The sequence below is a fragment of the Streptomyces sp. SID12501 genome, from assembly GCF_010550245.1.
Lineage (GTDB): Bacteria > Actinomycetota > Actinomycetes > Streptomycetales > Streptomycetaceae > Streptomyces.
The window spans coordinates 133,593-151,647 of record NZ_JAAGLU010000011.1; the positions used below are offsets into that span (position 1 = coordinate 133,593).

Genomic DNA, 18,055 nt, shown 5'->3' on the forward strand with positions numbered 1-18,055 from the left:
GGTACCGGGTACTACAACCGCTGGATCAGCGGGCGTAGTACTCGACGACGAGCTGCTCGTCGCAGATCACCGGGATCTCCTTGCGGTTCGGCTCGCGGTCCAGGCGGAAGGCCAGGGCACCGAGGTTCACCTGCAGGTAGCGCGGGGTCTCGCCGTCGGGGGCGAAGCCACCGGCGCGGGAGACCTCGAACAGCGTCTTGCTGCGGCTGCGCTCGCGGACCATCACGACGTCGTCGGGACGGACACGGAACGACGGCTTGTCGACCTTGCCGCCGTTGACCTCGATGTGGCCGTGAACGACCATCTGGCGGGCCTGGTAGATCGTGCGGGCGATGCCCGAACGCAGAACCAGGGCGTCGAGACGACGCTCCAGCTCGATGACCAGGGCCTCACCGGTCTTGCCCTGCGTCTTGGCGGCACGCTCGTAGGCGCGGACGAGCTGGCGCTCGGACACGTCGTACTGCGCGCGCAGACGCTGCTTCTCCAGCAGACGGACCTTGTAGTCCGAGTTCTGCTTGCGGCCACGACCGTGCTCGCCGGGCGGGTAGGGGCGGGCCTCGAAGTACTTGACGGCCTTCGGGGTCAGCGCGATGCCGAGGGCACGCGACTTCTTGACCTTGGGGCGGGGCTGGTTAGCCACTACTCTTCCTTTTCCTCTTCGGCTGCCTCAGGGTTACGGGAGGTCGCATCCGCAGCCGGGGATTCCCGGCAGGTCCACGAGGGACTTGCCAGGCAGCCGTTCCCCTGTGCTGGGCACATATGTGCAACACACGAACGGCCCACCGACCGTTCCCGGAAGCCGGGTGGTGGTGGGCTGCCCGCGACACCTACGAAGGTGCGCGACGCTCCTGGATCAGAAGATCCGGCTGATTGTCCCGCCTGAGGCGCCGACCGAAGCCGGACACGGGACGCAGCACTGCGCAGGATTCTACAGCGTGCTCAGGACCGCTTGCGACCAAGGTGTTTCCTGGTCCACTCGACCGCGTCCGCGTACCTGGCCTCGGCTCCGTGCCGGGTCGGTTCGTAGTACGTACGGTCCTTGAGTTCCTCCGGGGCGTACTGCTGCTCCGCGATTCCCTCCGGCAGGTCGTGCGGGTACACGTACCCCTGCGCGTGGCCGAGTTTCGCGGCGCCCTTGTAGTGCCCGTCGCGCAGGTGCATCGGCACGGGTCCGGCGTGGCCCTTGCGTACGTCCTCCATGGCGGCGCCGATCGCCGTGGTCGCGGCGTTGGACTTGGGGGCCAGGGCGAGGGCGATGGTGGCGTGGCTGAGGGTGAGGGCGGCTTCCGGGAAGCCGATCATGGCGACGGCCTGCGCGGCGGCGACGGCTATCGGCAGGGCGTTCGGATCGGCGAGGCCGATGTCCTCGCTGGCGGAGATCATCAGGCGGCGGGCGATGAAGCGGGGGTCCTCGCCGGCCTCGATCATCCGGGCGAGGTAGTGCAGGGCCGCGTCGACGTCGGAGCCCCGGATGGACTTGATGAGGGCGCTGGCCACGTCGTAGTGCTGGTCGCCGTCACGGTCGTACTTCACGGCCGCCCGGTCGACGGTCTCCTCCAGGGTCTGGAGGGTGATGGCCGCGTCGCCCTTGTCGAGCGCGGCTCCGGCGGCGGCCTCCAGGGCGGTCAGGGCCCGGCGGGCGTCTCCGCCGGCGATCCGCAGCAGGTGTTCCTCGGCGTCCTCGGGGAGCGTGACGGCGCTCTTGAGACCACGCTCGTCGGCGACCGCACGGCGCAGCAGGCTGCGCAGGTCGTCGTCCGTGAGGGGTTCGAGGGTGAGGAGGAGCGAGCGGGAGAGAAGAGGCGAGATCACTGAGAAGTACGGGTTCTCGGTGGTCGCCGCGATCAGGGTCACCCAGCGGTTCTCGACGGCGGGGAGCAGGGAGTCCTGCTGGGCCTTGCTGAAGCGGTGGATCTCGTCGAGGAAGAGGACCGTCTCCTTGCCGAAGCCACCGGTGGCCCGGCGAGCCCCGTCGATGACCGCACGGACCTCCTTGACGCCCGCGGTGATCGCCGACAGCTCGACGAAGCGCTTCCGGGTGGCCTTCGACACGACGTACGCCAGGGTGGTCTTGCCGGTACCGGGCGGCCCCCAGAGGATCACGGACGAGGGTCCGGCCGGTCCGCCCTCGCTCTCGCCGACGAGTCTGCGCAGCGGCGACCCCGGTTTCAGCAGATGCTGCTGGCCCACGACCTCGTCGAGGACACGCGGGCGCATCCGCACGGCCAGGGGGCTTCCGGACGGGTCCTTCTCCTGGCGTGCTTCCGCTGCGGCGGTGAACAGGTCGGGCTCCACGGACAAAACCCTATGTCACACCACTGACAGTCGGACCGGCGCCGTCAGCTGGTCCAGAACTCCCACCAGCGGGTCAGGATCAGCATCCCGATGATGCCGATGTGCAGGACCGGTACGACCCAGGTGAACTCGCCGAAGAAGCTCCTGAGCCACTTCGGTGCCGGGATGAAGCCGTTCCTGACGTTGAACGAGGTGACGTACCAGAACATGATGATCGTCGCGACCCAGGCAAGGGAGCACCACAGGCACAGCGCGTTGATCCGGTACAGGGACTGGAACTGCAGCCAGGTGCAGAATCCGACGCCGAAGAGGGTGCCCGCGTTGAAGGTGAGCCAGTACCAGCGCGGGAAGCGGGCCCGGCCGAGCAGGCTCATGCCTACGCAGATGACGATGCCGTAGGCGACGAGGCCGAGCATCGGGTTCGGGAACCCGAAGGCGGCGGCCTGCTTGCTCTCCATCACGCTGCCGCAGGACACCACGGGGTTGAGGCTGCAGCCGGGCGTGAACGTCGTACCCGCGACCTTGGCTTCCAGCAGCTTGAACTTGTCGATCGTGATGACCCACGCCGCCAGCAGTCCGGCCGCGCCGGTGAGCAACAGCATCACGGCGAACGCACGACTTCCACCCACGGAGCGCGAGGCCTCGGCGGGGGGCTCGGGCTGGTCGGTGGAGACGCCGTCCTTCAGCACTGTCGTCTTGGTCATCACGCCGTTCCGTTGCTTCGAGAGGGGGGCTGGCGGGCACGGTCATTGTGCCGCACGCGGACGCGTGTCCACCGTTCGGTGGACATAAGAAGGTACGCACGGTCGTCCCGGAAGGCTCGGTTCGGGGCGAGGCTCGACGGCATGACAACACACGCGAAGGAACTCGCGGTGGACGTACGGGGACTGCGCAAGCGGTACGGGGACGTGACCGCCGTGGACGGCATCGATCTCGGCATCCACCGGGGCGAGGTGTTCGGCCTGCTGGGGCCCAATGGCGCGGGCAAGAGCACCACCGTGGAGATCCTCCAGGGCAACCGGTCCCGGGACGGGGGCGAGGTGTCCGTGCTCGGTACGGATCCGGCGAAGGGCACACGCGCGTGGCGCTCACGTGTCGGAATCGTCTGGCAGGACGAATCCGCACCCGCCGAGTTGACGGTGCGCGAAACCGTACGTCATTTCGCCCGCTACTACCCGGGGCCGCGGGACCCGGAGCAGGTGATCGGGCTGGTCGGTCTGGAGCGGAAGGCGGGCAGCCGGATCAAGGAGTTGTCGGGCGGCCAGCGACGCCGTCTCGATGTGGCTCTCGGTGTGATCGGCGGCCCGGAACTGCTGCTCCTGGACGAGCCGACGACGGGTTTCGACCCGGCGGCCCGCCGCCAGTTCTGGGACCTGATCCGCACGCTCGCGGACGACGGCACGACGATTCTGCTGACCACGCACTACCTGGAGGAGGCGGAGGCGTTGGCGGACCGGCTGGCGATCGTCTCGGCGGGCCGTGTGGTCGCCGAGGGCGAGCCGGCCGCGCTGCGGGAGCGCCACGGCACGGAGGCGAAGGTCGAGTGGACGGAGGCCGACGGCACTCCGCGCGTCACCCACACGAAGACGCCGACCCACACGATCACGGACCTCACGCACCGCTTCGACGGCGAGATCCCCGGCCTGCGGGTGGGCCGCCCCACCCTGGAGGACGTCTATCTCCGGCTGACCGGACAGGAGCACGCGCGATGACGACGCGGACGGCGGAGATTCGGCTCCCCTCGGCCTGGAGCCTGGGTCTTGCCCGGGGTGCCATGGAGATCAGGCAGTTCTTCCGGATGCGCGACCAGGTGGTGTTCACCCTCGCCTTCCCGGTCGTCTTCCTGTTCCTCTTCGCGTCGATCTTCAGCGACGACATCGACTCGGCGGGCATCACCGCCTCGCAGCTGTACGTCCCGGCGATGATGGCCGCAGGCATCATGTCGACGAGCTTCCAGTCGCTCGGCATCTCGATCGCGATCGAACGTGACGAACGGGTGCTGCGCCGCCTGCGCGGCACGCCGATGCCACCGGCCGCGTACTTCCTCGGCAAGATCTGGCTGGTCCTGGTAACCGGCTTCCTGGAGACGCTGATCCTGCTCCTGGTCGGCACGACCCTGTACGACGTCGATCTGCTCTCGGACATCGCGAAGTGGGCGGAGTTCGCCTGGATCTTCGTCCTCGGTCTGACCGCGTGCGCGCTGCTCGGCATCGCGATCAGCTCCGTCCCAAAGTCGGGGAAGAGCGCGACCTCCGTGGTCGTACTCCCGTTCCTGGTGCTCCAGTTCATCTCGGGGGTGTACATCTCGATCGACACGATTCCCGACTGGATGCTGAACATCGGCGCCCTGTTCCCGCTGAAGTGGATGTGCCAGGGCCTGCGCGGGGTGTTCCTCCCCGACTCGGCGAGCGTCCTCGAACAGACGGGGAGTTGGGAGTTCGGACGGGTGGCTCTGGTCCTCGGGGCGTGGTGCGTCGGAGGATTGCTGCTGTGTCTGCTGACCTTCCGCTGGAAGAACCGGCGCGACGGGTGAACGGTTCCACGGCACGCGGCGCGAACTCCTGGGACCACTCGTTCCGGCTGTGGGACACGTACTTCGCCGTCGTATGGCTGGCCACCCTGGTGTTCGTGCTCGGCACGAACCACCCGGGGTGGCCGGTACGCGTGACGGCAGCGGCGCTACTGCTCCCCCTGGCCCCGTTGTACGTGGGATGGGGCCGCGTGATCCTCCAGGGCGACCCGCCGGACGAACAACGGTCGCTGCGCTACCTGCTGGCGGCCCTGGCCCTCTTCCTCCCCGCGGCGATCCTGGTCGGCGAGACCCGCCAGATGACCTTCGCACTGGTCCCCCAGTGCTTCATGACCCTGCGGCTGCGCTGGGCGCTGGCGGCCGTGACCGTCATCAACATCGCGCCGGTGGTGGGCTGGGCGCTGCTGTGGTGGCCCAGCGACCACGACGTGTTCTTCAGCGCGGTGTTCACGCTGGTGTCGCTGGTCTTCTCGGTGGCGGTCGGCTACTGGGTCATCAAGGTGATCGAACAGAGCCAGGAACGGGCGGAACTGATCGCAGAGTTGGACGCGAGCCGCCACGAGCTCTCCCGTCTGTCGGCGGCACACGGAGCCCTCACCGAACGGGAGCGCATGGCCAGGGAGATCCACGACACGCTCGCACAGGGCTTCACCAGCCTGCTGATGCTGGTCCAGGCGGTCGAGGCGGAACTCGACGACGACATCCCGCAGGCCCGCCGCCATCTGGCCCTGATGGCGGAAACGGCACGCCAGAACCTCGCCGAGGCCCGCGCTCTGGTGGCTGGCGGCGCACCGGCGGACCTGGAGGGGGTCTCGCTCCCGGACGCCCTGCGCCGCCTGGCCACCCGCACTGAGGCGACACTGACCGTGACGGGTCCGGTACGTCCACTACCGGCAGGCCAGGAGGTGGTGTTGCTGCGCGCCTGCCAGGAGGCCCTGGCGAACGCGCGGAGGCACGCGGGCGGTGGAGCGAGGGTCGGCATCGAGCTGATGTACGAGGAGGAGCGGCTCACACTCGCCGTACGGGACGAGGGCCGCGGCTTCGACGTGGACGCCGTACGGTCCGGCTACGGTCTGGCGGGGCTCAGCGCCCGGGCCACGGAGGCGGGCGGAACGGTGCGCGTCCGCAGCGCACCGGGCGAGGGCACGACGGTGACGGTCCGACTCCCCGCACTTCCCGCCGCCGTGAGGAGCGACCCGTGATCCGCATCATCCTGGCCGACGACCATCCCGTCGTACGGGAAGGGCTGCGCGCGATGCTCAGCGCCGAACCGGACCTCGAGGTGATCGCCGACGCGTCGAGCGGACCGCGGGCGGAGGCGCTGGCGGCGGAGTTGCGGCCGGACATCGTGCTGATGGACCTGCGGATGCCGGGCGGTGGAGGCGTGGACTCGATCGTACGGATGACGGAGGCGGGGCTGACCTGCCGGGTCATCGTCCTCACGACGTACGAGACGGACCGGGACATCCTGCGGGCGGTGGAGGCGGGAGCGGCCGGCTACCTGCTGAAGGATCTGCCGCGTGGCGAACTCGCGGACGCGGTGCGGGCGGCGGCGCGCGGCGAGACGGTACTGGCGCCGTCGGTGGCGGCCCGGCTGGTGGACCGGCTCCGGACCCGGCCGGAGCGGCCACGGCTGTCGGAACGGGAGACGGCGGTGCTGCGGCTGGTGGCCGAGGGGTGCACCAACGCGGAGATCGGGCGGCGGTTGTTCATCGGGGAGTCGACGGTGAAGACACATCTGCTGCGGGCGTTCGGAAAACTGGGGGTGGACGACCGCACGGCAGCGGTGACGAGCGCGATGCGACACGGGTTGCTGGACTGAGAACCCGTCCCGTCCCTGAGGGCACAACCCTCAGGGACGGGACGGGACGGGGAACGGTGGCGGGGGCGAAAGAACCCCCTACCACCTCAGCCCAGCCTCGACTCCAGTTCCGCCACGATCTCGTTCACGCCGATCGCCGTCTGCTCCCCCGACTCCATGTCCTTCAGCTGGACCACACCCTCCGCGAGGTCCCGCTCACCGGCGACGATCGTGTAACGCGCCCCACTGCGGTTCGCGTTCTTCATCGCCCCCTTGAGCCCCTTGGCCCCGTACGAGAAGTCCGCCGCGACCCCCACCTTGCGCAGCTCCGTGACCTTCGCGAAGAGCACCCGGCGAGCCTCCTCACCCAGCGGCACCGCGAACACACTTGTCGCGGACGGGAGTTCGAGCTCGACGCCCTCCGCCTCAAGGGCGAGCACCGTACGGTCGACGCCCAACGCCCAGCCCACCGACGGCAGCGCGGGACCGCCGAGCATCTCGGAGAGGCCGTCGTAGCGTCCACCGCCGCCCACCGCGGACTGCGAGCCCAGTCCGTCGTGGACGAACTCGAAGGTCGTCCGGGTGTAGTAGTCGAGGCCGCGGACCAGCTTCGGGTCGTCCTCGAAGGCGACGCCCGCCTCGGTGATCAGCTCGCGGACCTCCTCGTGGTACGCCTTGCAGGCGTCGCACAGGTAGTCCCGCAGAAGCGGCGCCCCCACCAGCTGCTTCTGGACGTCGTCCCGCTTGTCGTCCAGCACCCGCAGGGGGTTGATGTCGGCCCGTCGCAGCGTCTCCTCGTCCAGGTCGAGACCCCGGAGGAAGTCCTGGAGTGCCGTCCGGTAGACCGGGCGGCACTCCTGGTCGCCCAGCGAGTTCAGCAGGATGCGGAAGTTCCTGAGGCCCAACGCCCGGTACGCCTGGTCCGCCAGGATGATCAGCTCGGCGTCGAGCGCCGGATCCTCCGCGCCGATCGCCTCCGCGCCCACCTGCGAGAAGTGGCGGTAGCGGCCCTTCTGGGGGCGCTCGTAGCGGTAGTACGAGCCCGAGTACCAGAGCTTGACCGGGAGGTTGCCCAGCTTGTGGAGGTTGGCCTCCAGTGCCGCGCGCAGGACCGACGCCGTGCCCTCGGGGCGCAGGGCCAGCCTGTCGCCGCCCTTGGTCTCGAAGGCGTACATCTCCTTCGTCACGATGTCCGTCGATTCACCGACGCCCCGGGCGAACAGCTCGACGTTCTCGAAGCCAGGCGTCTCGATGTAGCCGTAGCCGGAGTTGCGCAGCGGCGCGGCGATGGCTTCCCGTACCGCCAGGAACTTCGCGCTCTCCGGCGGGATCAGGTCGTACGTGCCCTTGGGGGCCTTGAAGGTGCTCACGGGAGGTCTCTCGTCACATTCCTCGTCGGTGAGGGGGGTTCGATCCCTCGCCGCGATCTTGAAGGCCGGCCGCCACCTGCCGCAGATACGGGTTGGTGGCGCGCTCCTGGCCGATGGTCGTCTGGGCGCCGTGGCCGGACAGCACCACGGTCGAGTCGTCGAGCGGCAGGCACACGCGGGCCAGCGAGTCGAGCATCTCGGCCATGTCACCGCCGGGCAGGTCGGTGCGTCCGATGGAGCCGGCGAAGAGCAGGTCGCCCGAGAAGAACACGGACGGGATGTCCGCGTTCTCCGGCATCCTGAACGTCACCGACCCCTTGGTATGGCCCGGCGCGTGCGCCACGCTCAGCTCCAGTCCCGCCAGTTCCAGCCGTGCGCCGTCCGTCAGTTCCTTGACGTCGTCCGGTTCCCCGATGGTCAGCTCGCCCATCAGCTGCATGCCGATGGACCGGCCGAGCGCCTTCTCCGGGTCGCTCATCATGTAGCGGTCGTCGGGGTGGATCCACGCCGGGACACCGTGCGCGCCGCACACCGGGACGACCGAGGCCACATGGTCGAGATGTCCATGGGTGAGGACGACCGCGACGGGCTTGAGCCGATGCTTCCTCAGCGTCTCCTCGACTCCATCGGCGGCCTGGTGGCCCGGGTCGATGATCACGCACTCCTCACCGGCGGCGGGGGCGACGAGATAACAGTTCGTCCCCCAGGCGCCGGCCGGGAACCCGGCAATGAGCACGATCGTCCTTCGATTTGTGGCGTACGTGGTCGTACGGGGCGGATGGCAGTGCCACAGAGCCTACCGGCGCTGCCGTTTCCTCAGCGAACCCATATACGGTACGGGGCACACGCAGGCGATCGGTACCCAAGACGCAAGCGTCCCAGTTGACGTACGAGACGCATGAGGAGAAAACCCGGTGGTCACCCAGGAGCAGCGGCGGCGTCAGCTCGCCCGGGAGAAGTTCTTGCGGCAGCAGCAGCGGCGTACGGCCGCGCGGCGCAAGGCGAACGTGCGCAACTCGGTGATCGCGTCGGTCCTCGGCGTGATCGTCGTGGGCAGCGTGCTGTCCTATGCGACCGGGGTCTTCAAGAACGACGACAGCAAGTCGAACGCGAGCGCGGAGGTCACTCCGAGCGCCTCGCCCAGCAAGGCCCCCGACCCCTGCGAGAAGGCGGCTGCGGGGAAGGTGAAGTCGCTGAGCTGGAAGAAGGAGCCGGCGATGACCATCGACAAGTCGGCGAAGTACGACCTGAAGCTCGCGACGACCTGCGGCGACATCGACATCGCCCTGAAGACGGCCGCGGCACCGCACACGGTGAACTCGTTCAACTTCCTGGCGAGCGAGGGCTACCTCGATCACACCAAGTGCCACCGGCTCACCACGAACGGCATCTACGTGCTGCAGTGCGGTGACCCGAAGGGCACCGGTATGGGCGGCCCCGGCTACACCATCCCGGACGAGAACCTGAAGGACAAAACCCTCAAGAACAACATCTACCCGGCGGGCACGATCGCCATGGCGAACACGGGCCAGGCGCACACCGGCGGCAGCCAGTTCTTCCTGGTCTACCAGGACAGCCAGCTTCCGCCCACCTACACACCGTTCGGCACGATTTCCGCGTCGGGCATGAAGGTCCTGAAGAAGATCGCCGCGGCCGGTGAGGCCACGGGACAGGGCGACGGCGCACCGAATGCGACCGTTGTGATCAACAAGGCGACAGTAACGAAATCCTGACCGCCAACTGCGAAACTTCGGTCGCGCGGGATGCGGACAGCATCCCTGCCGGTCGCCTATGTTGACCGTGACGAAACTGTGGACGATGCCCGGGGGTGCAGAGCCCTCCGCCGGCATCATGTGGAGGAGGCGCTGTGAGCAGCGACCCGTGGGGCCGCGTCGACGAGACGGGGACCGTGTACGTGCGTACTGCCGACGGTGAGCAGGTCGTCGGTTCCTGGCAGGCCGGCTCCCCAGAGGAGGCGTTGGCCTACTTCGAGCGCAAGTACGAGGGCCTGGTTGTCGAGATCGGCCTCCTCGAAAAGCGAGTCAAGACCACCGACCTGTCCGCGAAGGACGCCCAGGTGGCGATCGACCACATCCGCGAGCAGGTGGACGCCCACCACGCGGTCGGCGATCTGGTCGCGCTGCGGGTCCGGCTGGACAAGCTCGTCGAGACCGTCGAGACCCGCCGTGAGGAGCGCAAGCAGCAGCGGGCCAAGCAGTCCGACGAGGCGCGGGGCGCCAAGGAGGCGCTTGTCGTCGAGGCGGAGGAGCTGGCGCAGTCCGACCAGTGGCGGTCCGCCGGTGAGCGGCTGCGCGCGCTGGTGGACACCTGGAAGGGACTCCCGCGGCTCGACCGCAAGTCGGACGACGAGCTGTGGCACCGCTTCTCGCACGCCCGCTCGGCGTTCTCCAAGCGCCGCAAGGCTCACTTCGCGTCCCTGGACGCGCAGCGCGAGGACGCCCGCAAGGCCAAGGAGAAGCTGGTCGCCGAGGCCGAGGGACTGTCGGCGTCGACCGACTGGGGTCCGACGGCCGCGCGCTACCGCGAACTGATGACGGACTGGAAGTCCGCGGGCCGTGCCCAGCGCGAGCACGAGGACGACCTGTGGAACCGCTTCCGCGGCGCCCAGGACGTGTTCTTCGCGGCGCGCAGTTCGGTCTTCGCCGAGCGGGACGCGGAGCAGACCGAGAACCTCAAGCTCAAGGAGGAGCTGGCCGCGGAGGCCGAGAAGCTCCTGCCGATCACGGACCTGAAGGCGGCGCGGGCCGCCTTCCGTTCGATCAACGAGCGCTGGGAGGCCATCGGCCATGTGCCGCGCGACTCGCGGCCGAAGGTCGAGGGCCGGATCCACACGGTCGAGCGGGCTCTTCAGGAGTCCGAGGACACCGAGTGGCGCCGGACGAACCCGGAGGCACGCGCGCGTGCCGAGGGTCTGACCGGTCAGCTCCAGGCGGCCGTGGACAAGCTCGGGGGCCAGATCGAGACCGCCCGGGCCCAGGGCAACAACGCCAGGGCCGACAAGCTCCAGAAGGAGCTGGACGGCCGTCAGGCGCTGCTGGACCAGGCGCTCAAGGCCGTGCAGGAGTTCGGCGGCTAGGTCTCTTTCGCTGGTCTGCCTGCACGCTGCTACGCAGAGGGGCTCCCGTACATCTCGTACGGGAGCCCCTCTGCGTACCTGCGTACCGCTTGTGGTTACGGCCTGCGGGCCGAGGTCACCCGGTACACGTCGTACACGCCCTCGACGCCCCTGACGGCCTTCAGGACGTGCCCCAGGTGCTTGGGGTCGCCCATCTCGAAGGTGAAGCGCGAGGTGGCCACCCGGTCCCTCGACGTCTGGACGGCCGCCGACAGGATGTTGACGTGCTGGTCCGACAGGACGCGGGTGACGTCCGAGAGGAGGCGCGAGCGGTCCAGGGCCTCGACCTGGATGGCGACCAGGAAGACCGAGGACTGGGTGGGCGCCCACTCGACCTCGAGGATGCGCTCGGGCTCCCGGTTCAGTGACTCGATGTTCACGCAGTCGTTGCGGTGAACCGATACGCCACTACCGCGCGTGACGAAACCGATGATGGGGTCGCCGGGTACGGGCGTACAGCAGCGGGCGAGCTTCACCCAGACGTCGTCGACGCCCTTGACGACCACACCCGGGTCGTTGTTGGTGCGCCGCTTGCGGCCACGGGCGGGCGGAACGGACTCGTCGATCTCCTCGGTGGCCGCCTCCTCGCCGCCGAGCGCCTGCACGAGCTTCTGTACGACGTTCTGCGCGGCCACATGGCCCTCGCCGATCGCCGCGTACAGGGACGAGATGTCCGGGTAGCGCATCTCGTGGGCGAGGGTGACGAGGGAGTCGCCGGTGAGGATGCGCTGGATCGGCAGGTTCTGTTTGCGCATCGCGCGCGCGATGGCGTCCTTGCCCTGTTCGATCGCCTCGTCGCGCCGCTCCTTGGAGAACCAGGCGCGGATCTTGTTGCGGGCGCGCGGCGACTTGACGAAGCCGAGCCAGTCGCGGGAGGGCCCCGCGCCGGCCGCCTTGGAGGTGAAGACCTCCACCAGATCGCCGTTGTCCAGGGTGGATTCGAGCGGTACGAGGCGGCCGTTGACCCGTGCCCCTATGGTCCGGTGGCCGACCTCGGTGTGCACCGCGTACGAGAAGTCGACCGGGGTCGCGCCCGCCGGAAGCGCGATCACGTCGCCCTTGGGCGTGAAGACGAAGACCTCGTTGCGGGACAGGTCGAAGCGCAGGGACTCCAGGAACTCGCTGGGGTCCTCCGTCTCCTTCTGCCAGTCCAGCAGCTGCCGCAGCCAGGCCATGTCGTTGAGGTGGTCGTCCTTGCCGGTGGTTCTCGGCTGGTCCGACCGCACCTTGGAGGCGCCGGCGACGGCCTCCTGCTTGTACTTCCAGTGCGCGGCGATGCCGTACTCGGCACGGCGGTGCATGTCGAACGTACGGATCTGGAGTTCGACGGGCTTGCCGTTGGGGCCGATGACCGTCGTGTGCAGCGACTGGTACATGTTGAACTTGGGCATCGCGATGTAGTCCTTGAACCGGCCGGGGACCGGGTTCCAGCGCGCGTGCACGGTGCCGAGGGCGGCGTAACAGTCACGAACCGTGTCGACAAGTACACGAATACCCACGAGGTCGTAGATCTCCGCGAAGTCACGGCCTCGGACGATCATCTTCTGGTAGACGCTGTAGTAGTGCTTCGGGCGGCCGGTGACCCCCGCTTTGATGCGGGCCGCGCGCAGGTCGGACTGGACCTCGTCCGTCACTATGGCCAGGTACTCGTCACGCTTCGGTGCCCTCTCGGCCACCAGCCGGACGATCTCGTCGTACATCTTGGGGTAGAGGATCGCGAAAGCGAGGTCCTCCAGTTCCCACTTGATGGTGTTCATGCCCAGGCGATGGGCGAGCGGCGCGTAGATCTCCAGCGTCTCGCGCGCCTTCTTCTCCTGCTTCTCACGCTTGAGATAGCGCATGGTGCGCATGTTGTGCAGCCGGTCGGCGAGCTTGATGACCAGGACGCGTGGGTCCTTGGCCATCGCGACGACCATCTTGCGCACGGTCTCGGCCTGTGCGGCCTCGCCGAACTTGACCTTGTCCAGCTTGGTGACGCCGTCCACGAGAAGCGCGACGGAGTCGCCGAAGTCGCGGCGCAGCTGGTCCAGGCCGTACTCGGTGTCCTCGACCGTGTCGTGCAGCAGGCCCGCCATCAGTGTCGCCGGGTCCATACCCAGTTCGGCGAGGATCGTGGTGACGGCCAGCGGGTGGGTGATGTACGGGTCGCCGCTCTTGCGCTTCTGGCCGCGGTGCCAGCGCTCGGCGACCTGGTAGGCGTTCTCGATCTGGCGGAGCGTCGCCGTCTCGATCTTCGGGTCGTTGCTGCGCACCGCCCGCAGCAGCGGTTCGAGGACCGGGTTGTACGGGTTGGAGCGCTGCACGCCGAGCCGGGCCAGCCGGGCACGTACACGGTTGGGGGAGCCGGAGCGGGCGAGCTGGCCGGAGGCCGCCGGACGGACCGCGGGCGCGGGGGCCGGGCCGGGGGCGGGCTCGGGCGTGGCCGGCTTGGGACGCGAGGGCTCGGGTGCCCGCTCGACAGGCGCTGCCTGGGCGTGCTCGACCGGCCCGTGCGCGTCGTCGTTCGCCGTCCGCTCGGGCGCTGCCGCGGGCTCCGAGCCGGGCTCGGGCTTGGCGGCGGTCAGGGGCTGGGCCTCGTCTGCCAAGAGGACTCCTCGTGCGCGATCCGGGTCCCCGGTCAGGCTCCGGAGACCCCATGGTAGCGATCCCGGGCACCGGCATCGCGTCCAGGCCGCTGCGACGGCCTTCTACCGGAGAAACGCGAGGGGCGGGCGCCGGATTCCTCCGGTGCCCGCCCCTCCGTCGCTCCATGTGTCCGCAGGCAGCCCTGTGGGTGCCTCAGACGGTGATCAGCGACTCCAGCAACGCTCCCGACAGAACGGGTTCGAGCCGCTGCCTGCCGCCGAGGAAACCGAGCTCCAGGAGGATCGCCAGACCCGCGACCTCCGCGCCCGTTCGCCGGATCAGCTGGACCGAGGCCTCGGCGGTGCCGCCCGTGGCCAGTACGTCGTCGATCACCAGGACGCGGTCTCCCGCGTTCAGGTCCTCGGCGTGCACCTCGATCTCGGCGGAGCCGTACTCCAGGTCGTACGCCTGACTGAGCGTGGCTCCGGGGAGCTTGCCCGCCTTGCGTATGGGGATGAAGCCCAGGCCGGCCCGGACCGCGACCGGGGCGCCCAGGATGAAGCCGCGGGCCTCCAGGCCGACGATCTTCGTGGCACCGCTGCGGACAGCGATGTCGGCCAGGGCGTCGGTGAGCGCGGTGAACGCCTCGGGGTCCGCCAGGAGCGGGGTGATGTCCTTGAACATCACCCCCGGCTCCGGGTAGTCCGCCACATCGCGGATACGGCTGAGCAGCAGCTCCTTGACCGCGGTCATCGGCGCTTGCCCGAGGGCCGCCCACGACCGCGATTGCGGGAGGCCGGCTGGTTGCGCGGCCCGACGACCGCCGGAGCAGCGTCGTCGTCCTCGTCGTACTGCTGCTCGTCGCTGACCCGGGACGCCGGGGCGTCACCCTGCGCGCCCTGCGCCCGCTTGGCCAGGACACGCTTCCTCAGGGCCTTCATCTGCGGCTCGCGCTCCTTGAGGTCGGCGACGAGCGGCGTGGCGATGAAGATCGAGGAGTACGCGCCGGCCGCGAGGCCGACGAACAGCGACAGCGAGATGTCGTTGAGCATGCCCGCGCCGAGCACACCGCCGCCGATGAACAGCAGGCCGGCGACCGGGAGGAGCGCGACCACCGTGGTGTTGATCGAGCGGACCAGGGTGCCGTTGATCGACCGGTCGGCGATCTCGCTGTAGGTCCAGCGGGTCTGCTTGGTGATGTCCTTGGTCTGCTCTTTGAGGCTGTCGAAGACGACGACCGTGTCGTAGAGCGAGTACCCGAGGATCGTCAGCAGACCGATCACCGTACCGGGCGTCACCTCGAAGCCGACGAGGGCGTAGATGCCGACCGTGATCGTGATGTCGTGGATGAGCGCCACGAGCGCGGCGATGGCCATGCGCCACTCGAAGGCGATGGCCAGATAGATCACCACAAGGATCATGAAGATCACCAGGCCCTGCCAGGCCTTGTTCGCGACCTGGTCACCCCAACTGGGGCCGACCAGCTCGCCGGTGATGTTCTTCTCCGGAATGCCGAGGTCGGTGGCGAGCTTCGCCGAGACCTTGTCCGCCGCCCCGGTGTCGATGGTGGCGACCTGGATGCGCAGGCCGTCCTTGCCGAGCTTCTGGACGATCGCGTCGTGGCCGGAAGCCTGTTCCGCGTATTTCTCGGCCTGGCTCACCGAAACGCTGGTCTTCTCGATGGTGAAGACGGCACCGCCCTCGAACTCGATGCCCATGTTCAGGCCGCGCACCGACAGGCCGAGGATGGCCGTGATGGTGATCAGGATCGAGATGCCGTACCAGATGAAACGCTTGCCGACGAAGTCGTAGCCGATCTCGCCGCGGTGGAGCCGGGCGCCGAGGGTGCCGAGTTTCGACATCTCACGCCTCCTTCATGTCGACGGGCGCGGACGCGCGACGGGTGCGACGGAGCGGCGGTTGGGCGCCCAGGCGCTGCGGGTCGAGGCCGGACCAGCGGTGGCCCTCCGCGAAGAACTTCTTGCGGGCGAGGATCGTCATCAGCGGCTTGGTGAAGAAGAAGACGACGACCACGTCGAGCAGGGTGGTCAGACCGAGCGTGAACGCGAAGCCCTGGACCTTGCCGACGGTGACGATGAAGAGCACCGCGGCGGCCAGGAAGGACACGAAGTCGGAGACCAGGATGGTGCGCCGGGCGCGCGGCCAGGCACGCTCGACGGCGGGCCGCAGGGTACGGCCCTCGCGGATCTCGTCGCGGATGCGTTCGAAGAACACGATGAACGAGTCCGCGGTGATACCGATCGCGACGATCGCGCCGCAGACGGCCGGCAGGTTCAGCGCGAAGCCGATGGCCGGACCGAGCAGCGCCATGATCACGTAGGTGAGGGCGGCGGAGACCAACAGGGAGGCGATGGCGACGGTCGACAGGCCCCGGTAGTAGACCACCAGGTAGATGACGACCAGGGCCAGGCCGATCGCGCCCGCGATCAGACCGGCGTGCAGCTGCTCGCCGCCGAGTGCAGGGCTGACCGTGCTGACGCTCGACTCGTGGAAGGTGAGCGGAAGCGCACCGTACGACAGCATGTTGGCCAGGTCCTGGGCCTCGGTCTGGGTGAAGCTGCCGGAGATCTGTGCGGAGCCACCCGAGATCGCCGCGCTGACATACGGGTTGGAGACGACCTCACCGTCCAGGACGATGCCGAACTCGTTCTGCGGTTCCTGGTTCTGAGCGAGGCGACCGGTGACATCCGCGAACTGCTTGCTGCCCTTGGACGTGAAGTCCATGTTGACCTGCCAGCCCGCGACACCCTGGGTGTCGAAGACCGCCTGGGCCTTCTTGACCTCGGTGCCGGACACCTCGGCCGGGCCGAGGACGAACTTCGTCCACTGCCCCTTTGAGTCCTTGCCGCAGGCCACCGTCGGCTCTGTGGGCTTGACGCCGTCACCGGTGACGGCGCGGACCGCCTTCTTGGTGCAGTCGAGCGCCAAGTACTTCGCCTGGAGCGCCGCGGTCGCCGCGTCGGGGGTGGCGCTCGCCGAGGCCGAGGCACTGGCGGACGCGGTCGCGGTCGCGGACGACGTGGTGCTCGGCGTCGGGGTCGCGTCGGCCTTCAGCGCGTCGGTGACCGGGCGACCCTGCGAGGTCGTGCTGGCCGACGGGCTGGGCGAGCCGGACGACGTCGAGGTCGCCTTGTCGCCCGTCTCCGAGGCCGACGGCGAAGGACTGCCGGACGTGCTCGCGCTCGGCGTGGGGCTGGCCGTCGCGGCGACACCCTGGGGGTCAAGGGCCAGAACCGGTCGGAAGTAGAGCTTGGCGGTGGTACCGACCTGGTCCCGGGCCTGCTTGGAGTTCGTGCCCTTGGGGATGTTGACAATGATGTTGTCGGATCCCTGGGTCTGCACCTCTGCCTCGGAGACGCCAAGACCGTTGACACGGCGGTTCATGATGTCGACCGCGATGTCCATGTTGGTCTTGTTGATCGCGTTCGGCTGGCCCGGCTCGTTCTTCGCCGTGAGCGTGATGCTCGTACCACCGGCCAGGTCGATGCCGAGACGCGGAGTCGTGTGCCCCGAGAGGAACATGCCTCCGGTGAGCGCCACGATGGCGATCAGAATGAGGGCCAGCGAGCGTCCTGGCTTGCTCTGGGAGCTTGCGCTCCGGCCCTTCTTAGGTGCTGCCACCTTCTCGTACTCCCTCTCGGGCCGCCTCGCGCCGGGTCAGCGCGGTCGGCGGCCATGACATGGTGTCGGGACTCCCTGCGAGAACCGCACGTGCCGGGGGTACGGGACGCGAGCGGATCGCGCCGCGCTCCTCCCCCGGAACACGGCTACTTCGCGTCGGACTCGCCGTCGATCTTCTTCGGCTCTTCTTCCGCCTTCACCTCGGCGGCCTCGGTCTCGTCGGCCGGTTCGTCGGCCGCGTCCTTCTTGCCGAGGTCGATGGGCTTGTCGTCGGAAGCGGCGGAAGCGTCGTCGGAGGGCTCGTCGGTCTCGGTGAGGGAGGAGGCGTCGTCCGGGACGACGGCTTCGTCGGTCTTCAGGTCGTGCTCGATGCCGTGAACGATGCGGTTGTACTCGTCGTCGCCGAGGACGGCGCCGATGGAGTTCTTCGCGAAGAGAAGCTCCACACCCGGGCCCGCGTCAAGAAGGACCGTCTCCTCGTTGACCTCCTTGACCGTCGCGTACATGCCCCCGATCGTGCGGACACCGGTGCCGGGCTGCATGTCATTGCGCATCTGCGCGGCGGCCTGCTGCTTGCGCTTGGCCGAGCGGGTCATCAGGAACATGGCCCCGATGAGCACGATGAACGGGAGGAGGGTCACAGGATTCACGGGACGGAATTTCCTTCGCACTACCGCGTCGGTGAGCGGCCTGGTGGATGGGGGTGTGGTCGGCGC

16 protein-coding genes are annotated in these 18,055 nt (G+C 68.7%); 6 read left to right on the plus strand and 10 right to left on the minus strand.

Going from position 1 to position 18,055, the window contains the following annotated elements:
* Nucleotides 1–25 precede the first annotated feature (25 nt).
* The 3 genes from rpsD to G3I71_RS15375 all read right to left on the minus strand — a co-directional run bounded on the left by rpsD (nt 26) and on the right by G3I71_RS15375 (nt 2,999).
* Nucleotides 26–640 (minus strand): 30S ribosomal protein S4, encoded by a 615-nt coding sequence (gene rpsD / locus G3I71_RS15365; protein WP_164315037.1) that lies wholly within the window; start codon nt 638–640, stop codon nt 26–28.
* Between the two features lie 299 nt (nt 641–939).
* Nucleotides 940–2,295, minus strand: coding sequence for a replication-associated recombination protein A (locus tag G3I71_RS15370; RefSeq protein WP_164315039.1), 1,356 nt, complete (start codon nt 2,293–2,295; stop codon nt 940–942).
* A gap of 44 nt (nt 2,296–2,339) precedes the next feature.
* A complete protein-coding gene (locus tag G3I71_RS15375; protein ID WP_164315042.1) occupies nt 2,340–2,999 on the minus strand; it encodes a vitamin K epoxide reductase family protein in 660 nt (219 codons plus the stop codon).
* Nucleotides 3,000–3,140: 141 nt separating this feature from the next.
* Between G3I71_RS15375 and G3I71_RS15380 the strand changes: the two genes are divergently transcribed.
* From G3I71_RS15380 to G3I71_RS15395, 4 genes are read left to right on the plus strand one after another with little or no spacing between them, the layout of a single operon-like run.
* Nucleotides 3,141–4,007 (plus strand): ABC transporter ATP-binding protein, encoded by an 867-nt coding sequence (locus G3I71_RS15380; RefSeq protein WP_164315044.1) that lies wholly within the window; start codon nt 3,141–3,143, stop codon nt 4,005–4,007.
* Nucleotides 4,004–4,828, plus strand: a complete 825-nt coding sequence (locus G3I71_RS15385; RefSeq protein ID WP_164315046.1) for an ABC transporter permease — start codon at nt 4,004–4,006, stop codon at nt 4,826–4,828. The genes G3I71_RS15380 and G3I71_RS15385 overlap by 4 nt, the downstream gene beginning before the upstream one ends.
* Complete coding sequence (locus G3I71_RS15390) at nt 4,786–6,027, plus strand: sensor histidine kinase (protein ID WP_164315048.1); 1,242 nt, start codon at nt 4,786–4,788, stop codon at nt 6,025–6,027. Before G3I71_RS15385 ends, G3I71_RS15390 begins: the two co-directional genes overlap by 43 nt.
* Nucleotides 6,024–6,647 (plus strand): response regulator transcription factor, encoded by a 624-nt coding sequence (locus G3I71_RS15395; RefSeq protein WP_164315049.1) that lies wholly within the window; start codon nt 6,024–6,026, stop codon nt 6,645–6,647. Before G3I71_RS15390 ends, G3I71_RS15395 begins: the two co-directional genes overlap by 4 nt.
* An 86-nt stretch (nt 6,648–6,733) precedes the next feature.
* Here the strand turns inward: G3I71_RS15395 and hisS are convergent, their stop codons facing one another.
* On the minus strand, nt 6,734–7,996 hold the full coding sequence (gene hisS / locus G3I71_RS15400) for a histidine--tRNA ligase (RefSeq protein WP_164315051.1): 1,263 nt from the start codon (nt 7,994–7,996) through the stop codon (nt 6,734–6,736).
* 13 nt (nt 7,997–8,009) lie between these two features.
* On the minus strand, nt 8,010–8,732 hold the full coding sequence (locus G3I71_RS15405; protein ID WP_164315053.1) for an MBL fold metallo-hydrolase: 723 nt from the start codon (nt 8,730–8,732) through the stop codon (nt 8,010–8,012).
* Between the two features lie 178 nt (nt 8,733–8,910).
* On the opposite strand from G3I71_RS15405, the gene G3I71_RS15410 reads away from it, so the two are divergent.
* Together G3I71_RS15410 and G3I71_RS15415 are read left to right on the plus strand one after the other, a co-directional pair.
* On the plus strand, nt 8,911–9,729 hold the full coding sequence (locus G3I71_RS15410) for a peptidylprolyl isomerase (protein ID WP_164315055.1): 819 nt from the start codon (nt 8,911–8,913) through the stop codon (nt 9,727–9,729).
* 134 nt (nt 9,730–9,863) lie between these two features.
* Complete coding sequence (locus G3I71_RS15415; protein WP_164315057.1) at nt 9,864–11,093, plus strand: DUF349 domain-containing protein; 1,230 nt, start codon at nt 9,864–9,866, stop codon at nt 11,091–11,093.
* 95 nt (nt 11,094–11,188) lie between these two features.
* On the opposite strand, the gene G3I71_RS15420 is transcribed toward G3I71_RS15415, so the two are convergent.
* The 5 genes from G3I71_RS15420 to yajC all read right to left on the minus strand — a co-directional run bounded on the left by G3I71_RS15420 (nt 11,189) and on the right by yajC (nt 17,989).
* Entirely contained in the window at nt 11,189–13,717 is a 2,529-nt protein-coding gene (locus G3I71_RS15420) for a bifunctional (p)ppGpp synthetase/guanosine-3',5'-bis(diphosphate) 3'-pyrophosphohydrolase (RefSeq protein ID WP_164315059.1), read from the minus strand.
* 193 nt (nt 13,718–13,910) lie between these two features.
* Nucleotides 13,911–14,450 (minus strand): adenine phosphoribosyltransferase, encoded by a 540-nt coding sequence (locus G3I71_RS15425; RefSeq protein ID WP_164315060.1) that lies wholly within the window; start codon nt 14,448–14,450, stop codon nt 13,911–13,913.
* Nucleotides 14,447–15,559, minus strand: coding sequence for a protein translocase subunit SecF (gene secF / locus G3I71_RS15430; protein ID WP_164315063.1), 1,113 nt, complete (start codon nt 15,557–15,559; stop codon nt 14,447–14,449). Before secF ends, G3I71_RS15425 begins: the two co-directional genes overlap by 4 nt.
* Nucleotide 15,560: 1 nt before the next feature.
* A complete protein-coding gene (gene secD / locus G3I71_RS15435) occupies nt 15,561–17,339 on the minus strand; it encodes a protein translocase subunit SecD (protein WP_164315065.1) in 1,779 nt (592 codons plus the stop codon).
* A gap of 146 nt (nt 17,340–17,485) precedes the next feature.
* Nucleotides 17,486–17,989 (minus strand): preprotein translocase subunit YajC, encoded by a 504-nt coding sequence (gene yajC, locus G3I71_RS15440; RefSeq protein ID WP_164315067.1) that lies wholly within the window; start codon nt 17,987–17,989, stop codon nt 17,486–17,488.
* Nucleotides 17,990–18,055 lie beyond the last annotated feature (66 nt).